At 71.1% G+C, this 20,072-nt stretch carries 16 protein-coding genes; 7 read left to right on the top strand and 9 right to left on the bottom strand.

Annotated elements, in window-relative coordinates; translation table 11 throughout:
* Positions 1 to 290 precede the first annotated feature (290 nt).
* From I0C86_RS14200 to I0C86_RS14190, 3 genes are all read left to right on the top strand, one after another.
* Positions 291 to 1,226, top strand: a complete 936-nt coding sequence (locus tag I0C86_RS14200; protein WP_456319957.1) for a ParA family protein — start codon at positions 291 to 293, stop codon at positions 1,224 to 1,226.
* A gap of 27 nt (positions 1,227 to 1,253) precedes the next feature.
* Positions 1,254 to 2,285, top strand: coding sequence for a ParB/RepB/Spo0J family partition protein (locus tag I0C86_RS14195; RefSeq protein WP_196201643.1), 1,032 nt, complete (start codon positions 1,254 to 1,256; stop codon positions 2,283 to 2,285).
* A 680-nt stretch (positions 2,286 to 2,965) separates the two neighbouring features.
* The gene (locus I0C86_RS14190; protein ID WP_196201644.1) at positions 2,966 to 3,724 is read left to right on the top strand and encodes a hypothetical protein; all 759 of its coding nucleotides are present in this window, start codon (positions 2,966 to 2,968) and stop codon (positions 3,722 to 3,724) included.
* A 131-nt stretch (positions 3,725 to 3,855) separates the two neighbouring features.
* Here I0C86_RS14190 and I0C86_RS14185 read toward each other — a convergent pair whose 3' ends face one another.
* A complete protein-coding gene (locus tag I0C86_RS14185) occupies positions 3,856 to 4,887 on the bottom strand; it encodes a D-alanine--D-alanine ligase family protein (protein ID WP_196201645.1) in 1,032 nt (343 codons plus the stop codon).
* An 8-nt stretch (positions 4,888 to 4,895) separates the two neighbouring features.
* The gene (locus tag I0C86_RS14180; protein WP_196201646.1) at positions 4,896 to 6,212 is read right to left on the bottom strand and encodes an aminotransferase-like domain-containing protein; all 1,317 of its coding nucleotides are present in this window, start codon (positions 6,210 to 6,212) and stop codon (positions 4,896 to 4,898) included.
* 468 nt (positions 6,213 to 6,680) lie between these two features.
* Here I0C86_RS14180 and I0C86_RS14175 point away from each other — a divergent pair, with 468 nt between their 5' ends.
* Positions 6,681 to 7,340 carry a GNAT family N-acetyltransferase gene (locus I0C86_RS14175; RefSeq protein ID WP_196201647.1) on the top strand — a complete coding sequence of 220 codons (660 nt, stop codon included), beginning with the start codon at positions 6,681 to 6,683 and terminating at the stop codon, positions 7,338 to 7,340.
* 46 nt (positions 7,341 to 7,386) lie between these two features.
* Here I0C86_RS14175 and I0C86_RS14170 read toward each other — a convergent pair whose 3' ends face one another.
* From I0C86_RS14170 to murJ, 7 genes are all read right to left on the bottom strand, one after another.
* Positions 7,387 to 8,553, bottom strand: a complete 1,167-nt coding sequence (locus tag I0C86_RS14170) for an N-acetylmuramoyl-L-alanine amidase (protein ID WP_196201648.1) — start codon at positions 8,551 to 8,553, stop codon at positions 7,387 to 7,389.
* 336 nt (positions 8,554 to 8,889) lie between these two features.
* A complete protein-coding gene (gene trxA / locus I0C86_RS14165) occupies positions 8,890 to 9,213 on the bottom strand; it encodes a thioredoxin (protein WP_196201649.1) in 324 nt (107 codons plus the stop codon).
* 35 nt (positions 9,214 to 9,248) lie between these two features.
* Positions 9,249 to 10,205: a thioredoxin-disulfide reductase gene (gene trxB, locus I0C86_RS14160; protein WP_196201650.1), complete on the bottom strand. Its 957-nt coding sequence runs from the start codon at positions 10,203 to 10,205 to the stop codon at positions 9,249 to 9,251.
* A gap of 183 nt (positions 10,206 to 10,388) precedes the next feature.
* Entirely contained in the window at positions 10,389 to 11,525 is a 1,137-nt protein-coding gene (locus I0C86_RS14155) for a hypothetical protein (protein WP_196201651.1), read from the bottom strand.
* A complete protein-coding gene (gene sigM / locus I0C86_RS14150) occupies positions 11,522 to 12,373 on the bottom strand; it encodes an RNA polymerase sigma factor SigM (RefSeq protein ID WP_196201682.1) in 852 nt (283 codons plus the stop codon). The genes I0C86_RS14155 and sigM overlap by 4 nt, the downstream gene beginning before the upstream one ends.
* 238 nt (positions 12,374 to 12,611) lie before the next feature.
* Positions 12,612 to 14,228 carry a protein kinase family protein gene (locus I0C86_RS14145; RefSeq protein WP_196201652.1) on the bottom strand — a complete coding sequence of 539 codons (1,617 nt, stop codon included), beginning with the start codon at positions 14,226 to 14,228 and terminating at the stop codon, positions 12,612 to 12,614.
* A gap of 505 nt (positions 14,229 to 14,733) precedes the next feature.
* The gene (gene murJ / locus I0C86_RS14140; protein ID WP_196201653.1) at positions 14,734 to 16,452 is read right to left on the bottom strand and encodes a murein biosynthesis integral membrane protein MurJ; all 1,719 of its coding nucleotides are present in this window, start codon (positions 16,450 to 16,452) and stop codon (positions 14,734 to 14,736) included.
* 334 nt (positions 16,453 to 16,786) lie between these two features.
* On the opposite strand from murJ, the gene I0C86_RS14135 reads away from it, so the two are divergent.
* The 3 genes from I0C86_RS14135 to I0C86_RS14125 are packed head-to-tail and all read left to right on the top strand — an operon-like array spanning position 16,787 to position 20,028.
* A complete protein-coding gene (locus I0C86_RS14135) occupies positions 16,787 to 18,214 on the top strand; it encodes a CCA tRNA nucleotidyltransferase (RefSeq protein ID WP_196201654.1) in 1,428 nt (475 codons plus the stop codon).
* 59 nt (positions 18,215 to 18,273) lie between these two features.
* The gene (locus I0C86_RS14130; RefSeq protein WP_196201655.1) at positions 18,274 to 18,906 is read left to right on the top strand and encodes a hypothetical protein; all 633 of its coding nucleotides are present in this window, start codon (positions 18,274 to 18,276) and stop codon (positions 18,904 to 18,906) included.
* 33 nt (positions 18,907 to 18,939) lie between these two features.
* Positions 18,940 to 20,028 carry a hypothetical protein gene (locus I0C86_RS14125; protein WP_196201656.1) on the top strand — a complete coding sequence of 363 codons (1,089 nt, stop codon included), beginning with the start codon at positions 18,940 to 18,942 and terminating at the stop codon, positions 20,026 to 20,028.
* Positions 20,029 to 20,072: the final 44 nt, after the last annotated feature.

Here is a 20,072-nt window from a genome sequence, read left to right as displayed (position 1 = left end):
CCCCCGGGACCGCGCCCCGGAGCCGCCCCGGCCCGGGGACCGGGCCGCGGCGCCCGGCCCGCCCGCCGTGTCGGCGGGCCGCAGAGTCGGCTCGGGGATCGGCGGGAGTTCCGGAGCCGACGCCCACGGAACCACTAGCCCCGCCACAGCCGGTGGCCGAGCACGTCGAGCCGCGGTCGTCGGCTCCAGCCGGCGCGGCGGCGATCCCTACGGACGGACGGCGTGCCGATGTCCAGACGATCGCGGAACGTGCTCCGACCGCCGACCCGCCGGCCGGCGTACCGCAAGCCCTGACCGAGGAAGCCGTGCCCGACGCGTACGTTTCACGTGAAACGCCGTCGCGTGACCAGGACGATCCCCCGTTGGCAATGGAGGCAATGCGCGCTGTGCAAATCCTGAACCCGAGCGGCGAGGTGACGATGCCGCGTCCGGACCGGCCACGGATCATGTGTGTTGCGAACCAGAAGGGAGGGGTCGGCAAGACCACCACGACGGTCAACCTGGCCGTGGCCCTGGCGCTGCACGGAAATCGTGTCCTCGTCGTGGACCTCGATCCGCAGGGGAACGCCTCCACCGGCCTGAACGTGCCCCATCATGCCGGTGTTCCGGACGTCTACGACTGCCTGATCGACAACGTCCCGCTGGCCGAGGTGGCGCAGGGCGTCGAGGGGATTCCTGACCTCTGGTGCGTACCCGCCACCATCGACCTGGCGGGCGCGGAGATCGAACTCGTGTCGGTGGTGGCGCGGGAGTCGCGGTTGGCCCGGGCCATCGCCGGCCATCCTGCCGAATTCGACTACGTGTTCATCGACTGCCCGCCGTCCCTCGGGCTGCTCACGGTCAACGCCCTCTGCGCCGCGCAGGAGGTACTGATCCCCATCCAGTGCGAGTACTACGCGCTGGAGGGTCTCAACCAGCTGATCAACAACATCAACCTGGTACGGCAGCACCTGAACCCCACGCTTGAGGTCTCGACCATCCTGCTCACTATGTACGACCGGCGCACCCGCCTGGCGGATGCGGTGGAGCAGGACGTCCGGAACCACTTCGGCGACAAGGTCCTGCAGTCCGTGATTCCGCGGAACGTGCGGGTATCGGAGGCTCCGAGCTACGGCCAGTCCGTCATGACCTACGATCCCGGATCGCGGGGCGCAACGAGTTACTTCGAGGCCGCCCAGGAGATCGCGATGCGAGGGGTCAAAGAGTCTGTTGGCCGCAATGTGTAGCTCGGTTGATTCGTCGGGAGGCGTGGCATGAAGAACCGTCCGCGGGGCGGGCTCGGTCGAGGTCTGGGCGCGCTGATCCCCACCACGGCGGAGCCAGTCTCTTCAGTGGTGACGGCCGAGCCGCCAACCGCCCGGCCGGAGCCTGCGGCGCCGCCGGCCGGTGAGAGCACCTGGGTGGCGCCGACGCCTGCGGCTCCGGCGCAGCCGTCGGGACCGGAACTCGCTCCCGTTCCGGGAGCTCGGTTCGCCGAGATCCCGCTGGACTCGATCGTGCCGAACCCCAAGCAGCCCCGGCAGATCTTCGACGAGGACGCCCTCGAGGAACTGAAGCTGTCGATCCAGGAGGTCGGATTCCTCCAACCGATCGTCGTACGACAGCTTCCGGACGACCAGTTCGAGCTTGTCATGGGCGAGCGGCGCTGGCGGGCGGCGCAGGCGGTCGGCCGGGAGTCGATTCCGGCCATCGTCCGGGACACCCGGGACGACGCGATGCTCCGGGACGCGCTGCTGGAGAACATCCACCGCGCCAACCTGAATCCACTGGAGGAGGCGGCGGCGTACCAGCAGCTCCTGGAGGAGTTCGGCGCGACGCACGACGAGCTGGCCCGACGGATCGGCCGGAGCCGCCCGCAGATCTCGAACACCATCCGGCTGCTGAATCTTCCGCCCGAGGTGCAGAAGCGGGTGGCCGCCGGGGTGCTCTCCGCCGGTCATGCCCGCGCCCTGTTGGGTTTGGAGGATTCGACGGCGCAGGAGGACCTGGCGCGCCGGATCGTGGCCGAAGGGCTCTCCGTACGGGCGACGGAGGAGGTCGTGAAGATGGCCGAGATCTCCCCCACCCGACCCAGTCCGGCGAAGCGGCGGGCCAAGGTGCACGCTCCGGGCCTGACCGATCTGGCGGATCGGCTGTCGGATCGGTTCGACACCAGAGTCAAGGTTGACATCGGTCGGAACAAAGGCAAGATCACGATCGAGTTCGCCACGGTCGACGACCTTGAGCGGATCGTCGGTGTCATCGGTATGGCGGAAGCCGACGCCCAGAACGACGACCTGGACTGATCACGGCGCCGTCGGTGCGACCGGGAGGGTCCTGACGGAACCCCTTCCCCGAGAGGGGGCCGGGTTCGCCAGGTTCCCGGAGCCGCCGGGCCGATGCCTTGGATGGCCACGATCTCCCACACACGGGATCGTGGCCATCCGTTTCTCCGGCCCGGCTGAGGTACACACCGTCCCGGGCCGAAGCCGCCGGCCCTCGTCCCCGCCGGCCCTCGTCCCTGCCGGGCGGGAGGCCCTGCCGGGCGGGCTGGCCCCGCCGGGCCCACGACGGGGCTGGGCGGTGTCCCGTTTCACGTGAAACCAGCGCGTCGAACCGGTGGGCCGGACGCTGCCGGTGTGCCGGACGGGTCCGGACGAGAACGTCGCCGGGAGCCGCTCGCGAGCATCGTGTCGATGGATCGTTCCGCCCTGCCGCGCGGCCCCGGTTTCCGATCCGCGGTAATCCACAGGCGTTGTCCACAGGCTGACCCCGTTTCACGTGAAACCGCGCGTGGAACGGGGTCCACGCCTGTGGACAACCGAGCCCAACTGACGCCGATCGTGCTGTTTCGGGACCGCGGACGCCCTCTCCGGCGCCGGTCGTGTCGCCAACTTCCGCCGTCCGACGAGGTCTCCGGAATCCCGATCGCCGGCAGCCGAAACAGGTAGGGACAGCGGTCTGAAACTCGGTTAGGGTCAGCCTCGTGTCCCACACCCCTCCTGCCGTACCGGACTTCACCAGGTGGCCCTCCTTTCCCTTCGAGGGCGACTTCCGGGTCAAGCAACTCGACGAGCCGGTCGCGGTCGAACCTCCGCGCAAAGGCGAAGGCTCCGGTGAGTGTCATTCCTGCAACGCTCCCGACGATGCCTACATCTGGGTCAGTGAGCGTTGGCGGGTGCGTGCCATGGACCGGCCCACCGGCCTGCCGATGGTGCTGATCCTCGAGTCCCGTTCTCATCTGGATCTGGGCGACCTGCCCAACCTTCTCGCCGCCGAACTCGGCGTGATGACGGTACGGCTGGAACGGGCGGTCCGCTCACTCGACGGGGTGGCCCGGGTGCACGTCAACCGTTGGGGTGACGGTGCCGAACACCTGCACCTGTGGTTTCTCGCCCGGCCGTACGGGCGGCTCCAGTTGCGGGGCACGTTCCTGTCCCTCTGGGACGACATCCTGCCGGCGATACCCGAGTCGCAGTGGCGGGAGAATCTGGCGATGGTCGCGGCCTGGCTCGCCGAGTTCGGTGGACGTCCACTGGCCGAGCCGCCCCGCATCCAGTGGCAGGCGCCGTCGAACCTGACCCAGCAGGCCGCCTCGGGGCGGGAGGCCGCGCTGTCAGGTGACGATCCCGCCGTGGCGCTCGCCGCGCAGTCGGCCGCGCCTCCGGCGGAGCCGCCGGAGGAACCGGCCCGGCCCGCCCCTGAACGCGAATCCTCCGGCGATCCGGCGACCCGGGCGTACTGAGAGGTACCCGGCGGGTCGTAGGAGCGTCAGCGGGTCCCTGAGCGGTAGGACGGCCCGGTGTGCCGCCAGGCCTTCGACGACGGGCCCCACCGAAGGTGTGTGGCAGCCGAGCGGACCGGGGGCAGCCACGGTCAGGACTGGCCGAGGCCCCGGCGCTGGGACGCGCGCGCCACCAGCGTGCGCAGCAGCTCGCCGAAGTCGAGTCCGGCGGCCGTGACGGCGAGCGGCAGCAGCGAGGTCTCCGTCATTCCGGGCGAGACGTTCACTTCCAGCACGTGGGGCCGTTCGGCCTCGTCGACGATCAGGTCTACCCGGGACAGGTCCCGGAGCCCGAGCGCGGAGTGGGCCGCGAGCGCGGTCTGGGCGACCCTGGCCGCCGCGACGTCCGACAGTCGCGCCGGGGCGTGCCAGGTGGTCAGGCCGGCGGTGTACCGGGCCGCGTAGTCGTACACCCCGTTCCGGGGAACGATCTCGACGGCCGGTAGCGCCTGTGGTCCGGTGCCCAGGTCCACCACCGAGACCGCCACGTCCATGCCGGGAACGTAGCGCTCGACGAGCGCCGTGCTGTCGTAGGCGAAGCAGCCCACCATTGCCGCCGGTAGCGCGGCCGGGTCCCGGACGACCGCGGCACCGAGGCCGGAGCCACCCTGGGTGGGCTTGATCATGAGGGGCAGTCCGAGCCGGTCGACGATCCGATCCAGTACGGCCACCGCCCCGAGTTCGGAGAACCGGTCGTGCGGCAGAGCCACCCAGTCGGGCGTCGGTATTCCCGCCTCCCGGAGCACCGCCTTCGCGGACGGCTTGTCCCAGGCCAGTCGGGACGAGCGGGCGTCGCAACCGACGTACGGCACGTCGCAGAGGTCGAGCACACCCCGGAGCGAGCCGTCCTCGCCGGTCGAGCCGTGCAGGGCGATCACGACCGCGTCCGGCGGGTCGTCTCGCAGGAGCGGAAGCAGGGCGACATCGGCGTCCCGCAGATCCGCCTCCACCCCCGCCGAACGGAGCGCGTCGAGTACCCGTCGACCGGACTTCAACGACACGTCCCGTTCGTACGACAGTCCTCCGGCGAGCACGAGGACACGCAGTTCGGCGGTTGCCTCCCGAGGTAGCGGAAGCGGCCAGTCTGCGGCGCGGGACGGATCGGCGGGGGAGTTCGTACCCATGCCGGAGATCATGCCAAGTCGGGACCCGGTACGTCCGCGCCGGCCTGCCCCCGACGGCTCCGGGTCGGCCCGACGACCGTGCCGAACACCTCGCGCATGGCGGTCTCCTGCTCCATCACCGTCGCCAACCGGCGGACACCCTCGCGGATCCGCTCCGGCGGAGGGAAGGAGAAGTTCAGCCGCATGTGCCCGGTGCCGGTGCCGTCGGCGTAGAAGCCGGTCCCGGGCACGTAGGCGACCCGGGCCGCGATGGCCCGCGGCACCATGGCCTTGGCGTCGAGGCCCTCCGGCAGCGTCGCCCAGACGAAGAGTCCGCCACCCGGCTCCGTCCAGCTGGTCCCGGCCGGCATGTAGTCGGCGAGCGCGGCGAGCAGCGCGTCGCGGCGCTCCCGGTACACCTCACGGTAGATCTTGAGTTGCTGGCGCCAGGGCATCGTGGACAGGTAGGTGGTGACAGCGGCCTGGGCGAAGGCACTCGGGCAGAGGATCTGCGCCTCGCTGGCGATGACCAGCTTGTCCCGTACGGCGTGCGGGGCCAGGATCCAGCCCACCCGCAGCCCCGGGGCGAAGGTCTTGGAGAAGGTGCTGAGGTAGAACACACCGTCCCGGCGGCGCGCCCGCAGCGGAGCCGGCGCCTCGTAGTCGAACCCGAGCTGGCCGTACGGGTCGTCCTCGACCACCAGCAGGCCGGCGCGTTCGCAGATGTCGAGTACCCGCTCCCGTCGCTCCTCGGTCAGCGTCACGCCGGCCGGGTTCTGGAAGGTCGGGATGGTGTAGAGGAACTTGGCCCGTCGACCCGACCGGGCGACCTCGGCGATGGCCAGTTCCAGCGCCTCGGGGATCAGGCCGTCGGCGTCCATCGGTACGTGCACCACCTGCGCCTGTGCGCTCTGGAAGACGCCGAGCGCGCCGACGTAGGTCGGCCCCTCGGCCAGGACGACGTCGCCGGGATCGAGGAACAGCCGGGCGATCAGGTCCAGCGCCTGCTGGCCGCCGACGGTGACCACCACGTCCTCGGGGGAGGCGCCGCAGCCGACGTCGATGCCGGAGAGCGCCATCACCTCGCAGATCCGTTCACGCAGTTCGAGCGTGCCCTGACCGATGCCGTACTGCAGGGTCGTGGTCCCCTGCTCGGCGGCGAGCTGGTTGAGCATCTCGCCGACCGCGTCGAGCGGCAGTGCGGCGATGTACGGTGCACCTCCGGCGAGCGAGACGACCTCCGGCCGGCTGGCCACGGCGAACAGCGCGCGAATCTCCGACGCTGTCATGCCGCGTACCCGCCGGGCATAGCGATCCGTGTAGTCGTCGAGCGTCGTGCCGGTCATGCCCTCTCCTCGCTGCGCTCGTCATTCTGACCTGCGACGCGGGGCCGGTCGATGCCTCCGGTCCGGTCGCCTCCATCGTGGTCATCTTGGCCGGGTCGGCTACCGGCCGCATCCCCGGCAGGGCGCGAACGGCACCTCGATCGCCGCATCCGCCACGTGTCCGCCCTCCGGAGCCCCGGTGTGCCGGGGACGGGTCGGGCGGCGGCCGGCAACTCCGCCGGTCGGCGCTCGTCGGTCGATCGTAATCCGATTGACCGTATCTGGCCCTCGCCCCAAGCGGTTGGTCCATATGTCGGACCGGTTGAGCTGCCCGTGGCGGCGTCTGACCGGGCGGTCCGGGCATCGCTGCCCCGATCCCCTCCCGAGTCGCAAGGTTCCGGCGTACGATCGCTCGTTGGGGGTAGGGACCGGAGATGGTGATGTTTGCGGCCTTTGGACCCCCGAGTAGGATTTTTTGGGGATGCGCCGATGTCGCGACGTCTGGTCAGTCTGACCCTGGACACACTTGAAGACCTGCCCCGGCCCTGCCGCCAGTGCGTGTACTGGGAGCTGGATCCGGTGGCGGCCGGGCGAGCCCGCGAGGCGGGTGATCCCGGCCTGGAGAAGGAGGCCTGGGTATCGCAGACCCTGCTCGAGTGGGGTTCCTGCGGAAAGCTGGCATACGTCGACGGTATGCCCGCCGGATTCGTGATGTATGCCCCGCCGGCCTACGTTCCTCGGTCGATGGCGTTTCCGACCTCACCGGTCTCCGCCGACGCCGCGCTGCTGACCACGGCCCACATCGTCACCGCCTTCGCGGGGGGCGGACTGGGCCGGATGCTCGTCCAGGGCGTCGCGCGGGACCTCACCAAGCGGGGGATCAAGGCGATCGAGGCCTTTGGCGACGCGAAGTTCGGTGACGCCGGTGAGGGGGCGGGCGGTTGTGTCGCCCCGGCCGACTACTTCCTTTCCGTCGGGTTCAAGACGGTACGTCCCCATCCGCGCTATCCCCGGCTGCGGCTGGAGCTGCGGACGGCGCTGTCCTGGAAGTCCGACGTCGAGTACGCGCTGGAGAAGCTGCTCGGCTCGATGAGCCCCGAGGGACTGCTCCGCCCCGTACGGCCGGCCACCCGTACGGCCGCCGGCTGACCCCGCCGGCCGGCATCGCGCTGGACGGAGGACGCCAGGTACCCGGTCAGTCGAGGGAGGCGCCGGCGGCGACCACCGCACGCAACTCGCTGACGTCGATCGAGCCGGTGGGCACGTCCTCCTCGACCGGGAAGTACATCCGCTGTACCGCCGCGACGACGGCGTCCACGACCCCGTCCCGGAACCGGGGGTCGGTCAGCCGGGCCAGATCGTCGGGCGAGGTGAGGTAGCCGACGTCGACCCGGACGGCCGGCATCCGGGTCAGCCGGAGCAGTTCCCAGGTCTTCGCGTGGATGTGGCAGTCGCGCAGGCCGGTCCGGGCCACGATCTCCCGCTGGACCAGGCCCGCGAGCCGTTCCCCGACGGTCGAGGTCACTCCGTTGGACGTGCCGTAGTGGTAGGTCGCGACGCCGTCCGCCTCCGGATTGGCGTGCCCGTCGATGTGCAGCGAGATCAGCAGGTCCCCGCCGAGTTCGTTCGCCAGGTCGGCCCGGGTCAGGTCGGTCAGCGGCGCGGCGGGGGCGGGGCCCCGGGTGAGGTGGACCCGCATTCCGGCGGCGGCGAGCCGGCCCTCGAGCCGGGCGGCGAGGTCGTAGGCGAGATCCGCCTCGGTCCAGCGCAGCGGACCGTCCTGGACGACGAATCCCGGGTCGAAGGGATCGTGTCCCGGGTCGATCACGATCACCTTGCCGACCAGGTTCGGGCCGGACTGCCGGAACGCGTCGGACTCGCGTAGCCACTGGGGGCGGCCACCAACCACCTTCCGCCCCAGGCGTCGCAGCGCGTTCATGGTCTGCGGCCCGCAGGCACCATCCGGCCCCAGGCCGACCTCGCGTTGGAACTGGGCGACCGCGCGGGACGTACGGGCGCCGTAGACGCCGTCCGCCCGCCCGACGTCGTATCCCATCTCCAGCAGGCGCTCCTGAAGCGTCCGGACGTCCTCGCCGATGAGCGGATCGGGAATCGCCTGGTAGAGCGTGCGGGCGCCGAGCCGCCAGCGGGCGGCGTCCAGGGCCCGCCAGGTCTCCGGGCCGACCTGCCCGTCGACACTGAGGCCACGGTCCTGTTGGAAGGTCCGGACCGCGCGTTCGGTCTCCGCCTCGAACTCGTCGGCCCCGGGCGGGCCACCGGCGGGAAGCAGGCTCAGACCGACCAGGACGGCGCGGATCTCGGTCACCGCGGGACCGCGGTCACCACGTCGGATCGGACGCACGGACGACCTCCCTCTGCGTGTCGGTGGCTGGTTGCCCGCCTAGGGGCAGGGCCGGGCCGATGCTGCCGACCGGTCCGGTAGACGGCTGGCGCTCCCCCGCCGGAATCGGCGGCCGGTCGACAAGGGGCTCGACCAATGCTGCCGATCACCCATCCGAGAAGGAACGCTTCCGGAGCGTACCGTGGCACCTTGTTCCCCGCCCGGCGTTGACCGTACGTGAGGCCGGCTACACCGTTGCCGAGCTGCGGAAATGCCCACCAGGGGAGCCGCCGGGAACGGAAGCGCCCGCATCCGAGGCTCGGATGCGGGCGCGGAACGTAGGCCGGTTCAGCGGCCTTACATCGCCGTTTCGATGAGCTTGATCAGGTCACCCTTGGGGCGGGCGCCGGCGACGGACTGGACCGGCTCGCCGCCCTTGAACATGGTGAGGGTCGGCACGGAGAGCACCCGGTAGGCCCGGGCGGTCTCGGGGTTCTCGTCGATGTTGAGCTTGACGATCCGGACCTTGTCCCCCAGCTCGCTGGCGATCTCCTCCAGCATCATGTCGACCTTGCGGCACGGTCCGCACCACTCGGCCCAGAAGTCCACCAGCACCGGCGTTTCGGACTGCAGCACGTCACTGGCGAAGTTGGCGTCGGTGACGGCGCTTGTTGCTCCCACTAGACCCTCCTCGGGTATTGCTCACTGCGGTGAGTTCAGTCTTCTTCCAACGTCGCGAGGAACCGCTCCGCGTCGAGCGCGGCGGCGCATCCGGTCCCCGCTGCGGTGATCGCCTGGCGGTAGGTGTGGTCGACGAGGTCACCGGCCGCGAAGACGCCCGGCACGTTCGTCCGGGTGGTCGGGGCCTCGACCTTCACATAGCCGTCCCCGTCCAGTTCCACCTGGCCCCGGAAGAGCTCGCTGCGCGGGTCGTGACCGATCGCCACGAACACCCCGGCGACGTCCAGCGTCTTGGCCTCGCCGGTGTGCGCGTTGCGCAGCCGAACCCCGGAGACCTTGCCGTCGTCGCCGAGCACCTCTTCGACAACGCTGTTCCACTCGACCTGGATCTTGTCGTTGGCCAGGGCGCGGTCGGCCATGATCTTGCTCGCCCGGAACTCGTCGCGGCGGTGGATGATCGTCACCTTGCTGGCGAACTTGGTGAGGAACGTCGCTTCCTCCATCGCCGAGTCGCCGCCGCCGACCACCACGATCTCCTGACCGCGGAAGAAGAACCCGTCACACGTCGCACAGGAGGACACACCGTGCCCGAGGTACTCCTGCTCGCCCGGCACGCCCAGCGGACGCCACGCGGAACCGGTGCTCAGGATGATCGCCTTCGCCCGGTACGCCGTCTCGCCGACGTACGCCGTGCTCACCGCGCCGGAGCCGGGAACGCCCGTGTCGGCCAGTTCGACCCGGGTGACGTCGTCGGTGAGGAACTCGGCCCCGAACCGCTCGGCCTGCTTGCGCATCGAGTCCATCAACTCCGGACCCATGATGCCGTCCGCGAAGCCGGGGAAGTTCTCCACCTCGGTGGTGGTCATCAGGGCACCGCCGGACTGCACGCCCTCGATGACCAGCGGTTTCAGGTTAGCGCGCGCGGCGTAGACCGCAGCCGTGTAGCCGGCCGGCCCAGAGCCGATGATGATCAGGTTGCGGACCTCGTCCACTGCCGTCTCCCGATGTATGTCTCTGCGCCACCGGCGCCTGGCGCCGACGGCGGTCCGAGCGCCGGCCATGAACCGCACCGGCACCTGCAAGCCTGAACGTCATCGTACGAACCGAGGATTCCCGAGCCGGTCATCCGGTGGGTCATGTCACTGCGTCGACGAAAGTGCCGATGAGGCGTTGTTTCAGCCTACCCGGGTCTGATATGCGACGTCGGCGCCAGAGGCCGACGTTCCGCAGTTCGGCCCGGTGGCCCAGGCCCAGCGGGCACCCGACCGGTCGGTGAAGACGACGACCAGAGCGGCCCGGCCCTGGAACGTGGCGTAGTCGACCAACTCGACCGCGATCGGTCCCTGCGCGTGTGTCGCCGCCACCGCGTCCAGACAGGCAGCCAGCACGGTCCGGTCGGCCAGTCGCTCCAGCCCCGAGACGTTCCGCGAGGTCGTGGGGGTCGCCGTCGCCCCGCCCATGAACGTTCCGGGCGATTCGGTGACCCGGTCGGGTACGTCGGCCCGTTGGCTCGAAGTGTTCTGCCTGGTCAGGGCGGAGGCGGTGTCCGGGAGCGAGGTGGGGGTGTAGTCGGTCCCCGTGGTCAGCACCCGCTCGGCGGACGGTTCGGTCACCGCCCGGGGCGGCCCGGAGCCGAGCGTCTGGACCTGCTCCGCGCCGCTGTCGGCCGAACTCGGCGCGGTACCCGCCGCGGAGTCCTCGGCGCTGCTGGTGACGAGACGACTGACCCCGAACCCGGCGAATCCGGCCACGACGGCGGCGATCAGGATCGGTCCCGCCATCCGTCGCACCCATTGCCTCCGCCGGCCGGGCCCTCGGGGCCCGTGGGACGGTGCGGTACCACCGGCCCGGCCCGGCCCGCCGGAGCGCCGGGGCCGGCGGACGAGGTGCCCGGTTGCGTCCACGTCCTCGGTTGCGTCCACGTCCTCGGTTGTGGCCGGGTCGTCGGTTGTGGCCGGGTCGTCGGTTGCGTCCGGATCGTCGGTGGAATCGGTCGAGGCGGCGGTCGCACCGGCCGGGGAATCGGGTACGGCGGCTGGTCCGGCGTCGTCGGACCGCGACGCCCGGGTGATCGCCGAGACGAGCCGTTCGGCCACCACGGGCGGCATCGAGACGGGCTCCGTGGCCCAGCCGGCCAGGTCGAGCCGTACCGCGTCGACGCCGACGGTCAGCGTCGCGTACGCGTCCGCCCACGCCTGGTCCTCGTCGATCAACCGGGCGAGTTCCGCCTCCTCCGGCGTGCCGTCCAGCGCGCCACCGACATAGTCGGCCAGCAGGTCGAGATCGACCTCGCCGAACGGGCCCCCGGTCACGATTCCTCCTGGTCCTGGTCGCGCAGGCCGTGGCTCTGGTCCTGCACCCGCCGCCTGTCCGCCCCGAGCCGGCTCGACCCTGATCGGACGCGGTTGCCGGGTCCGAGGTTCCCGCCGGTGACCGACGGCACCTCGGAGCCGGGCTGGGGACCGCCTCCCGACTCCGGGCTCCGGCCGGCTCCGTCCGAGCGCAGATGACCGAGGAGTACGGCGAGCCGGGCCCGGCCACGCGCGCAGCGACTCTTCACGGTGCCCTCGGCGACTCCGAGGATCTCCGCGACCTCGGCGACCGGATAGCCCTGCAGGTCTACCAGGACGAGGGCGGCCCGCTGTTCCATGGGCAGTTCCGCGAGCGCCTGCCGTACGACGAGAGTGGTGTCGTGATCGGTGGCCGGCGCGGCCGGTTCGACACCGCCGGTCCAGCGGCTGGTGCCGGTCGGCCGCGTGCTGTCCGGCAGTGGCACGGTGGGATGGGCCTGGCGCCGCCGGATCCGGTCCAGACAGGCGTTGACGACGATCCGGTGCAGCCAGGTGGTTACGGCGGCCTCGCCACGGAACCGCGCCGCCGCCCGGTGTGCGGAGAGCAGGGCGTCCTGGAGGGCGTCCGCGGCTTCCTCACGATCGGCGCTGGTGCGCAGTGCCACCGCCCAGAGCCGGTCCCGATGCCGGTGGAACAGGGTCGCGAACGCGTCCCGGTCACCGGCCACATGAGCCTGGAGCAGTTCGGCGTCACTGCGTTCCGCGTCGTCCGGCTGCGCGGCATCGGCGGGCTGCGCGGCATCGGACGGCTGCGCTGTGCCGGACGGCTGTGCCGCGCCGTCCGGATGTTTCGAACCGTCCGCCTGGATCGGCAGGTCGCGCGGCGGCGACGCCGGAAGGTCGTGCGGCGCGGGGATGCCGGGTCGGCCGGCCGGATCGGCGCCGTCGAGATTGTCGACGGCCTGACCTGCCGGCCGGACCGACTCGATCGACGGCCACGGATCGGCGGACGGCGAGCTGGTCGGGCCGGCGGCGTCGGAACCCAACGCACCGGTCATGGCCGCACGATAGCCGAACGGCGCACGCGCGGCCGGGGTGACCGCCCGGTCACCGACTCTGGACCGTGATCTCCTGCACGCCGACCCTGAACTGGCCGGGGTCGACCTCCGGCAGCTCGGTGATCCAGAGCAGCAGGTAGCGGTACGTCTGGTCCGGCTCGAACGAGCTGAACGTCATGGTGGACCCGGAACCGTCCGCCTCGATCGGGTTGCCGACCAGCTTGTACGCCGCGACGAGCTGCTTGTCGCCGGCGCTGGTCTTCGCAAAGTCCTGGGTTCCCGATCGCAGCTCGGCTGCGGCGCCACGGTCGGAGAGCTGGACCTGCACGCTGGTGACCGCCCGGGGCTCGCCGAGATCGATCAGGACCCCCATGCCGGCCTTGTTGTTACCGAACTTCGAGCTGCGCTTGTAGGACTCGGTCTCCCACGCCTCGTTGGGGTCGCCGTCGACCACCTTCTCCGCGCCGTCCAGCTCGCTGGGGGTGCCGTCCGGGTCGATGATCCGCACCTGGTCGGCCTTGATGGCGACCTTCTGCGGCTTCGTGGTCGGCGGATCCGGATCGCCTGCGGCGGCGGGCTGGGTGGTGGTGCCGGGGGTCGGGCTCGAGCCTGTCTGGTCGTCCGCCGGGTCTCCGCCGACCAGCGCGTTGATGCCGAGCAGCAGGCCGACCAGCGCGACCACCAGCAGCGCGGCCACGCCGATCAGCATCCTCCGGCCACCGGTCGCCGGCAGGTCGGGGCCGGCATCGTCGCCGGAGGTGAAGCGCAGCGGGCCGCTGTCGAGGTACTGCTCCCCGGCGGCGGCGTCCAGCCGGCTCAACTCGGCGGCCAGTACGTCGGAGGACGGCACCGGAAGCTGGGAGTCGAGCAGGTCCATGGTGAGGTCGTCGAGGTACGCGGGTACGCCGGCGCGGACCTGTCGGGGCGCCGCGATGGTGCCGCTGGCGTCGCGTACGGCGTCCGGCAGGGCGGTGCGGGCCCGTCGGCCGGATCCACTTGTCAGCGACGCCTCGGCGTGCGGCCAGTGGCCGGTGAGCGCGTAGTAGAGGACGCCGCCGACCGCGCGTACGTCGGTCTCGGGGGTGTCCGCGCCGTCGGTGCGGGCGTCGGCCAGTACCACCCGACCGTCGTCGCCGACCATCACGGTGCCGGGGTGCAGGTTGCCGTGCACCATCCCGGTGGCGTGGATGGCCGCGATCGCACCGGCGATGGCGTGGGCGATGCTGGTGGCCCGGGTCGGGTCGAGGACGCCGTCGGCGACCAGTTCGCGTAGCGAGTGTCCGTCCACCCACTCGCGGACGACGTACGCCCGGTCCTCCTCGTCGATCGCGTCGTAGACGCCGACGAGGTTGGGGTGGATCACCCGGCTGGCCGCCACGGCAGCCTGGAGCATCTCCTTCGCGGAGTCGCCGCCGGGATAGCGCAGTACGACGGCCACCGGCCGGCGCAGGATCACGTCCACGCCGCGCCACACCTGGCGGCCGGCGCTGTCGTCGTTGATGTGGTCCGCAAGTTCGTACCGCTCGGCCAGGATCTCACCGACGGCGGGCGCACCGAAGGTCATCACAGACGGAGCTACCTCGTCCGCCTCCTGACCTTCGCCGACCTGGGTCACCCGTCCTCCCTCGGTGATCGTGTCGATCGATGGACCCGTGCTGCTAGGCATCTGGCTTTCCCGCTCCGCCTTCGAAGGAATCGGACGGCCACCGGCTCTCCTAGCCTAGGCGCTAGCCGCACCCGTCAGGAGCGACCTTACCTGGGTCTGACTGATCCCCGACACGTCATCTTCCGGCCGTGGGCCGACCAGTTGCCGGAAGTGTCGGGAAGCGCGCCGGATCGCCCGCTGTGGTCCACCTGATGGCTCGTGCGTTTAGCAATCTATAGGTTGATTTCAACAGTTTGCTACCGGGTCGGTGTGCCGGCCCGCCGTCAGTTCCGGCACCCTTGTCGTCCGGAGTTCCGCCGTGCACCCGGCACCTTCCCCCGCGCGCCGGAAGTATGCCGGATCGAACGGACCGAGGGTATCCGGGCCTGTCGACAACAGGTTGACGCCGGGTGAGTCCATCCTGACCCCGCGTTATCCACAGGCGATTCACCTTGCTACGGCCCAGATAGGACGAGTTATCCACAACCGCTTCCCCAGGTACGCCCAACAGCCCGACCGACCCCTTTCAGCGGCCGAGTCGGCGCCGGACCATGGTGACCACGTCCGTTATCTCGCGGATCCGCAGCAGCAGCGCGAGCCCGAGGTACGTTCCCCCGATCACCACACCGCCGACCGCGATCTCCACGAACGCCAACCCCCGGTTCGACGCGGCCTCGCCCGGCAGCAACGCCACCACGAGCAGCCCGACCAGGGCCGCGCCGAGGGCGGCGATCACGACCCGGCCGAACGTCCGCAGGATCGAGGCGATTCCGATCTGGCCGATCCGGGGGCGCAGGAACCAGGCGGAGATCGCCGCCGCCGCGATGTACGAGACGGCGTTCCCGATCATCATCCCGGCGGCCAGGAACGAGGTGGAGAGGGCGGCGAAGACGATCACCTGGAGCAGCACCCGTACCGCCACCACCGGCACGTTGATCAGTGCCGGCATCCGGGTGTCGGGCATCGCCCAGAACGCGAAGGTGAAGAGTTGGCTGACCGCGAACGGGATCAGGGCCAGCGCGGCGACCAGCAGCACCGGCGCCGTTGAGCCGGACTCGCCCCGGGCGGCCCCGTAGTCGAACAGGGCCATCGCGATCGGGTCGGCGAGCACCGCGTAGCAGACCGCGATCGGTGCGAGCACCGCCGTCACGGTCCGGGTGCCCCGGCTGAGATCGGCTGCCATGTCCCCGTACCGGCCGTCGGCGGCGACGGCGCTCATTCTCGGCAGCAGCGCGGTGATGATCGAGACCGCGATGATGCCGTGCGCCATCATCAGCAGCAGGAAGACGTTGTTGTAGACCAGCGGCCCGGCGGACTTGCCCTTCACCTCGTTCAGCAGGTTGAAGAGCACGATCAGGCCGAACGAGTTGACCGCGACGTAGCAGAACATCCAGCCGCCGAGCCGGCCCAGTTCGCGCAGCCCGAGCGCCCGGAAGTCGAACCGCCAACGCCAGCGGAAGCCGACCTTGCGCAGGGCCGGCAGCAGCCCGGCGGTCTGGACCGCGATCCCGAGCAGGGTGCCCCCGCCGAGCACCAGGATCCGGCCGGCACTCATCTGTCCCGGCTGCACCAGGGTGGCGCCGTAGAGGGCGATGTAGAGGCCGCAGGTGGCGATCACCACCAGGTTGTTCAGGATCGGCGCCCACATCGGGGCGGCGAAGTGCCCCCGGGTGTTGAGGATCGCGGTGAGCAGGGCGCTGACCCCGGAGAAGAACAGGATCGGCAACAGCAGGTAGGACAGGCTGGTGACCAGGTCCTGGTAGTCGCTGTTCTGCCGGCCGGCGTAGATCACGGTCAGCCACGGTGCGGCGAGCAGCGCCAGCAGCACGGCGCCACCGAGGGTGAGCACCGCCAGGCTGAGCAGTCGTTGGGTGTACGCCTGACCACCGTCCGGATCGGCCTTGCGGCGGCGTACCAGCATCGGCACCAGCACGCTGGTCAGGATGCCGCCGAGCAGGAACTCGTAGACCATTCCGGGGATGATCTGCGCGGTGGTGTACGCGTTGCCGACCGCGAACGTACCCAGGGTCGCGGTGATCATCAGTTGCCGGAGGAAGCCCGTACCCCGGCTCACCAGGCTGCCGGCCGCCATGATCGCGCTGTTGCCCGCGGCGCTGCCGCCCGGCTCGGGCGGCGGGTTGGTGCCCTCGATGGCCGGGGTGGTCGAGATCAGCATCGCCCCGTCCGGGGGCGGCGGGACTCCCTCCGGCATGGCATTCGCGCTGCGGTACAGCCCGCCAGCCATGTCAGCCTCCCAAGGGGTACGGCGGGCAGGGCACCCGCCGGCACTGTTGGAACCTTAGTCAACCCGGTCACGGCGTCGCCGGGCCGCGTCGCTTCCGCCCGGTGTGCCCCCCGCCACCGGGCGGCGGCCGGCCCGCTACGCTGGCGATCCCATGTCCGAAACATCCGCCCCGAACGCTGACCGGTCCGCGCCGTCGCGCACCAGGTCGCCGGGTCCCGGCACGTCCGCTCCGACCGGTTCCCGGCACGGCGGACCGGAGTCGACCCCGCTGCCCGGTCCGGACGGCCCGGCGTCCACCGTTCCCGGGGTGGAGTCCCCAGGATCGGCGCCCCGAATGACCCGGTTGACCACCGCCCAGCGCAACGCCGTCGCCGAGCTGCTGCGGGTGTCCCCCGTCGCCGACGAGCTGGGCCGCAGGTTCGCCTCCGCCGGTCACGAACTGCATCTTGTCGGCGGTTCGGTCCGGGACGCGTTGCTCGGCCGGCTCGGCGAGGACCTTGACTTCGCTACCGACGCACATCCGGACGAGACGCTGCGGCTGCTGAAGGGTTGGGCCGAGGCGACCTGGGAGACCGGGCGCGAGTTCGGCACGATCGGCGCGCAGCGTGACGGACTGCGCCTGGAGGTCACGACCTACCGGGCCGAGTCGTACGACCAGGTGAGCCGGAACCCGGTCGTCGAGTACGGCACCAGCCTCGCCGACGACCTGCGGCGGCGGGACTTCACCATCAACGCGATGGCGGTCAGCCTGCCCGGTCACGAGTTCACCGACCCGCACGGCGGGCTCGACGACCTCGCCGACCGGGTGATCCGGACTCCGGGCACCCCCGAGCAGTCGTTCGGCGACGACCCGCTGCGGATGCTCCGGGCCGCCCGGTTCGCCGCGCAGCTCCGGTTCGCCGTGCATCCGCCGGTCCGGGCCGCGATGCGGGCCATGGCGACGGACCTGGACCGGATCACCGCCGAGCGGATCCGGGACGAGTTCACCAAGCTGCTCTGCGGCGCCGACCCGATCACCGGGTTGCGGTTGCTGGTCGACACCGGCCTGGCCGACCGGTTCCTGCCCGAGTTGTCCGGCCTGAAGCTGGAGATCGACGAGCACGCCCAGCACAAGGACGTCTACGAGCACACCCTGATCGTGGTGAGCAACGCCGTCGGGCTGGAGCAGGACGGCTGCGACTTCGTGCTGCGGATGGCGGCGCTCATGCACGACGTGGGCAAGCCGGCGACCAAGGCGGTCGGCCCGGACGGTCGGGTCAGCTTCCACCACCACGAGGTGGTCGGGGCCCGGCTCACCAAGCAGCGGATGAAGGCGCTGCGCTATCCCAAGGACGTGATCGGCCAGGTGGTCGGGCTGGTCGGGCTGCACCTGCGGTTCTACGGGTACGGCCGGGGCGAGTGGACCGACTCCGCGGTCCGGCGGTACGTGACCGACGCCGGTGACCTGCTGCCCCGGCTGCACAAGTTGACCCGGTCCGACTGCACCACCCGGAATCGCCGCAAGGCCGCCGCGCTGGCCGCCGACTACGGCGCTCTGGAGGACCGGATCACCCGGCTGGCGGCGGAGGAGGACCTGGCCCGGGTACGCCCCGACCTCGACGGCAACGCGATCATGGAACTGCTCGGCGTACCGCCGGGGCCGCTCGTCGGTCAGGCCTGGCGGCACCTGAAGGAGCAGCGCCTCGAACGTGGGCCGCTGACCCGGGACGAGGCCGAGGCCGAACTGTTGCGCTGGGCCCGCGACGAGGGCATCACCGGGTAACGATCACCCTGGATCTCCGCTACCGTTCCCGTTGGCGGGCAACGGCCGGGGAGGTGACCGTGACGGTCTCGGGTAGGCCGGGCAGCCGGTCCTTTCTGGTGCCGATGGTGGCGTTGGCGTCGACCCTGGTCGGGTTGGTCGTCGCGATCGTGGTCGTACTCGTGCTCCGCAACGGTGCGGACGGCGGCCCGGACGGCACCGGAGCGTCGCCGCCCACCGGATCGGGTCCCTCCACCGGCTCGTCCACCGCGACCGTGGCCGCCGGGCCGGGCGGTGCCGACTGTCTGGTCGGCACCTGGCGGGTGACCACCCACACCGAGCAGGTGGACGTACCCGGCGTCGGCCGGTTGAGCTTCACCGGCGGGGCCGGCTCCGGGCTCGCCCTCGGCGCCGGGGGGACCGGGATCGCCGACTACGGCACCGGCACGGTCTACCGGAGCGACTACGCGGGGCAGGACGTCGTCCTGGAACTGCGGGGTACGGTCAGCTACCGCTACGTACTCGCCGGGGACCGGATCGAGCTGCGGGACGTACGGTCCGATGCCGACGTCCGGCTCCGGGTCGGCGACGGTACCCCGGGACCGTGGCAGGATTTCACCGCCTCCACCGAACCGTCCAGCTACGCCTGTGCCGGTAACTCGTTGACGCAGAAGTCTCTGGTCTACACCACGTCGTACGTCCGGTCAGGCTGAGCAGAAGACCGCCCGTCAGGAGAACCGAACGACGTGCTGACCACCCCACCACCGCCGACGGATCTGCTGGCCCGCTTTCCCGGGCTGGAGAAGCTCGGCCGGACCACCACCCGGCTGCATCCCCGACCGGCGTCGGTCGACGCGTCGCAGAGCCACGTCGGCGGGCCACTGCGCTGGCCGGCGGACGAGCCCTGGCCGACCTGCGAGGTTCCTCCCCAGGCCCGGGAGGAGGTGCCGATTCCACTCGATCTGCTGGACCGGCTCCGGGCGGCCGAGACCCGGCGCACCCGGCAGAACGAACTGACCGAGGAGGAGGCGGAGCTGTACGACGAGATCGCGCGCCTGGTCGGGCCCGGGTACACCGGCTGGGGGTCGATGAACAACGGACCGGTGGTCGGCTACCGGTACCGCCCCCGGCCCCATCCCCGGCCCAACCCGATGGTCGCGCTGGCGCAGTTGCGGGCCGAGGACGTTCCGGACCTGCCCCGGCCCGGCGGCGCGGATCTGTTGCAGGTGCTGTGGTGTCCGTTCGACCACGCGCAGGACGGGCTGTGGGGCCCGACCGTGCGGCTGTACTGGCGCAGGGAGGCGGAGGTCAGCGAACTTCTCGCCGATCCGCCCCGGGGCGACGCCGGTCGGAAGGGCTACCTGCCGAAGCCGTGCCGGCTGCATCCGGAGCAGGTCGTCGAGTATCCGTACCCCGAGGAGTTGCCGGCCGACCTGGTCGAGCGGGTGGACGCCTGGGAGGGCGACGACGACGGCGACGACGGCGGCGGCGGCGACGGCGACGATGACGACGAAGGTCCCGACTATGTCGGCACATTCATGGTGCCCGGCTGGAAGGTCGGCGGATACGCCAACTGGAGCGTCACCGACCTCGCGCCGACCCCCTGCCCGCAGTGCGCCGGTCCCACCACCCTCGCCCTGGTCATCGACTCGACGGAGGGCGACGCCCACAACCGGGACCGGTGGCAGCCGGTCGAGGAGCGGCAGTCCGACGAGGCGTCGTCGCGGGCGCTCCGGCAGGAGTCGACCGGGGTGAGCGTCGGACGCTGGGGGGCGCTGCGCATCTTCGTCTGTGAACGCTGCCCCGACGTGCCGTTCCGGTTGAACCTCCAGTAACGAGGCGCTCCGGTTCGAGCTGAACGAGCGGCGGCCCGGCACCC

The sequence above is a fragment of the Plantactinospora alkalitolerans genome, assembly GCF_015690345.1.
GTDB lineage: Bacteria > Actinomycetota > Actinomycetes > Mycobacteriales > Micromonosporaceae > Plantactinospora > Plantactinospora alkalitolerans.
This window is presented reverse-complemented; position numbering and strand designations above follow the sequence as displayed.

Bases quoted from the DNA above. Each gene is read 5' to 3' on its own strand.
- I0C86_RS14135 (WP_196201654.1), top strand. From the start codon at position 16,787: ATGACCCGGTTGACCACCGCCCAGCGCAACGCCGTCGCCGAGCTGCTG.
- I0C86_RS14180 (WP_196201646.1), bottom strand. From the start codon at position 6,212: ATGACCGGCACGACGCTCGACGACTACACGGATCGCTATGCCCGGCGG.
- I0C86_RS14195 (WP_196201643.1), top strand. From the start codon at position 1,254: ATGAAGAACCGTCCGCGGGGCGGGCTCGGTCGAGGTCTGGGCGCGCTG.
- I0C86_RS14185 (WP_196201645.1), bottom strand. From the start codon at position 4,887: ATGGGTACGAACTCCCCCGCCGATCCGTCCCGCGCCGCAGACTGGCCG.
- murJ (WP_196201653.1), bottom strand. From the start codon at position 16,452: ATGGCTGGCGGGCTGTACCGCAGCGCGAATGCCATGCCGGAGGGAGTC.
- I0C86_RS14145 (WP_196201652.1), bottom strand. From the start codon at position 14,228: ATGCCTAGCAGCACGGGTCCATCGATCGACACGATCACCGAGGGAGGA.
- I0C86_RS14175 (WP_196201647.1), top strand. From the start codon at position 6,681: ATGTCGCGACGTCTGGTCAGTCTGACCCTGGACACACTTGAAGACCTG.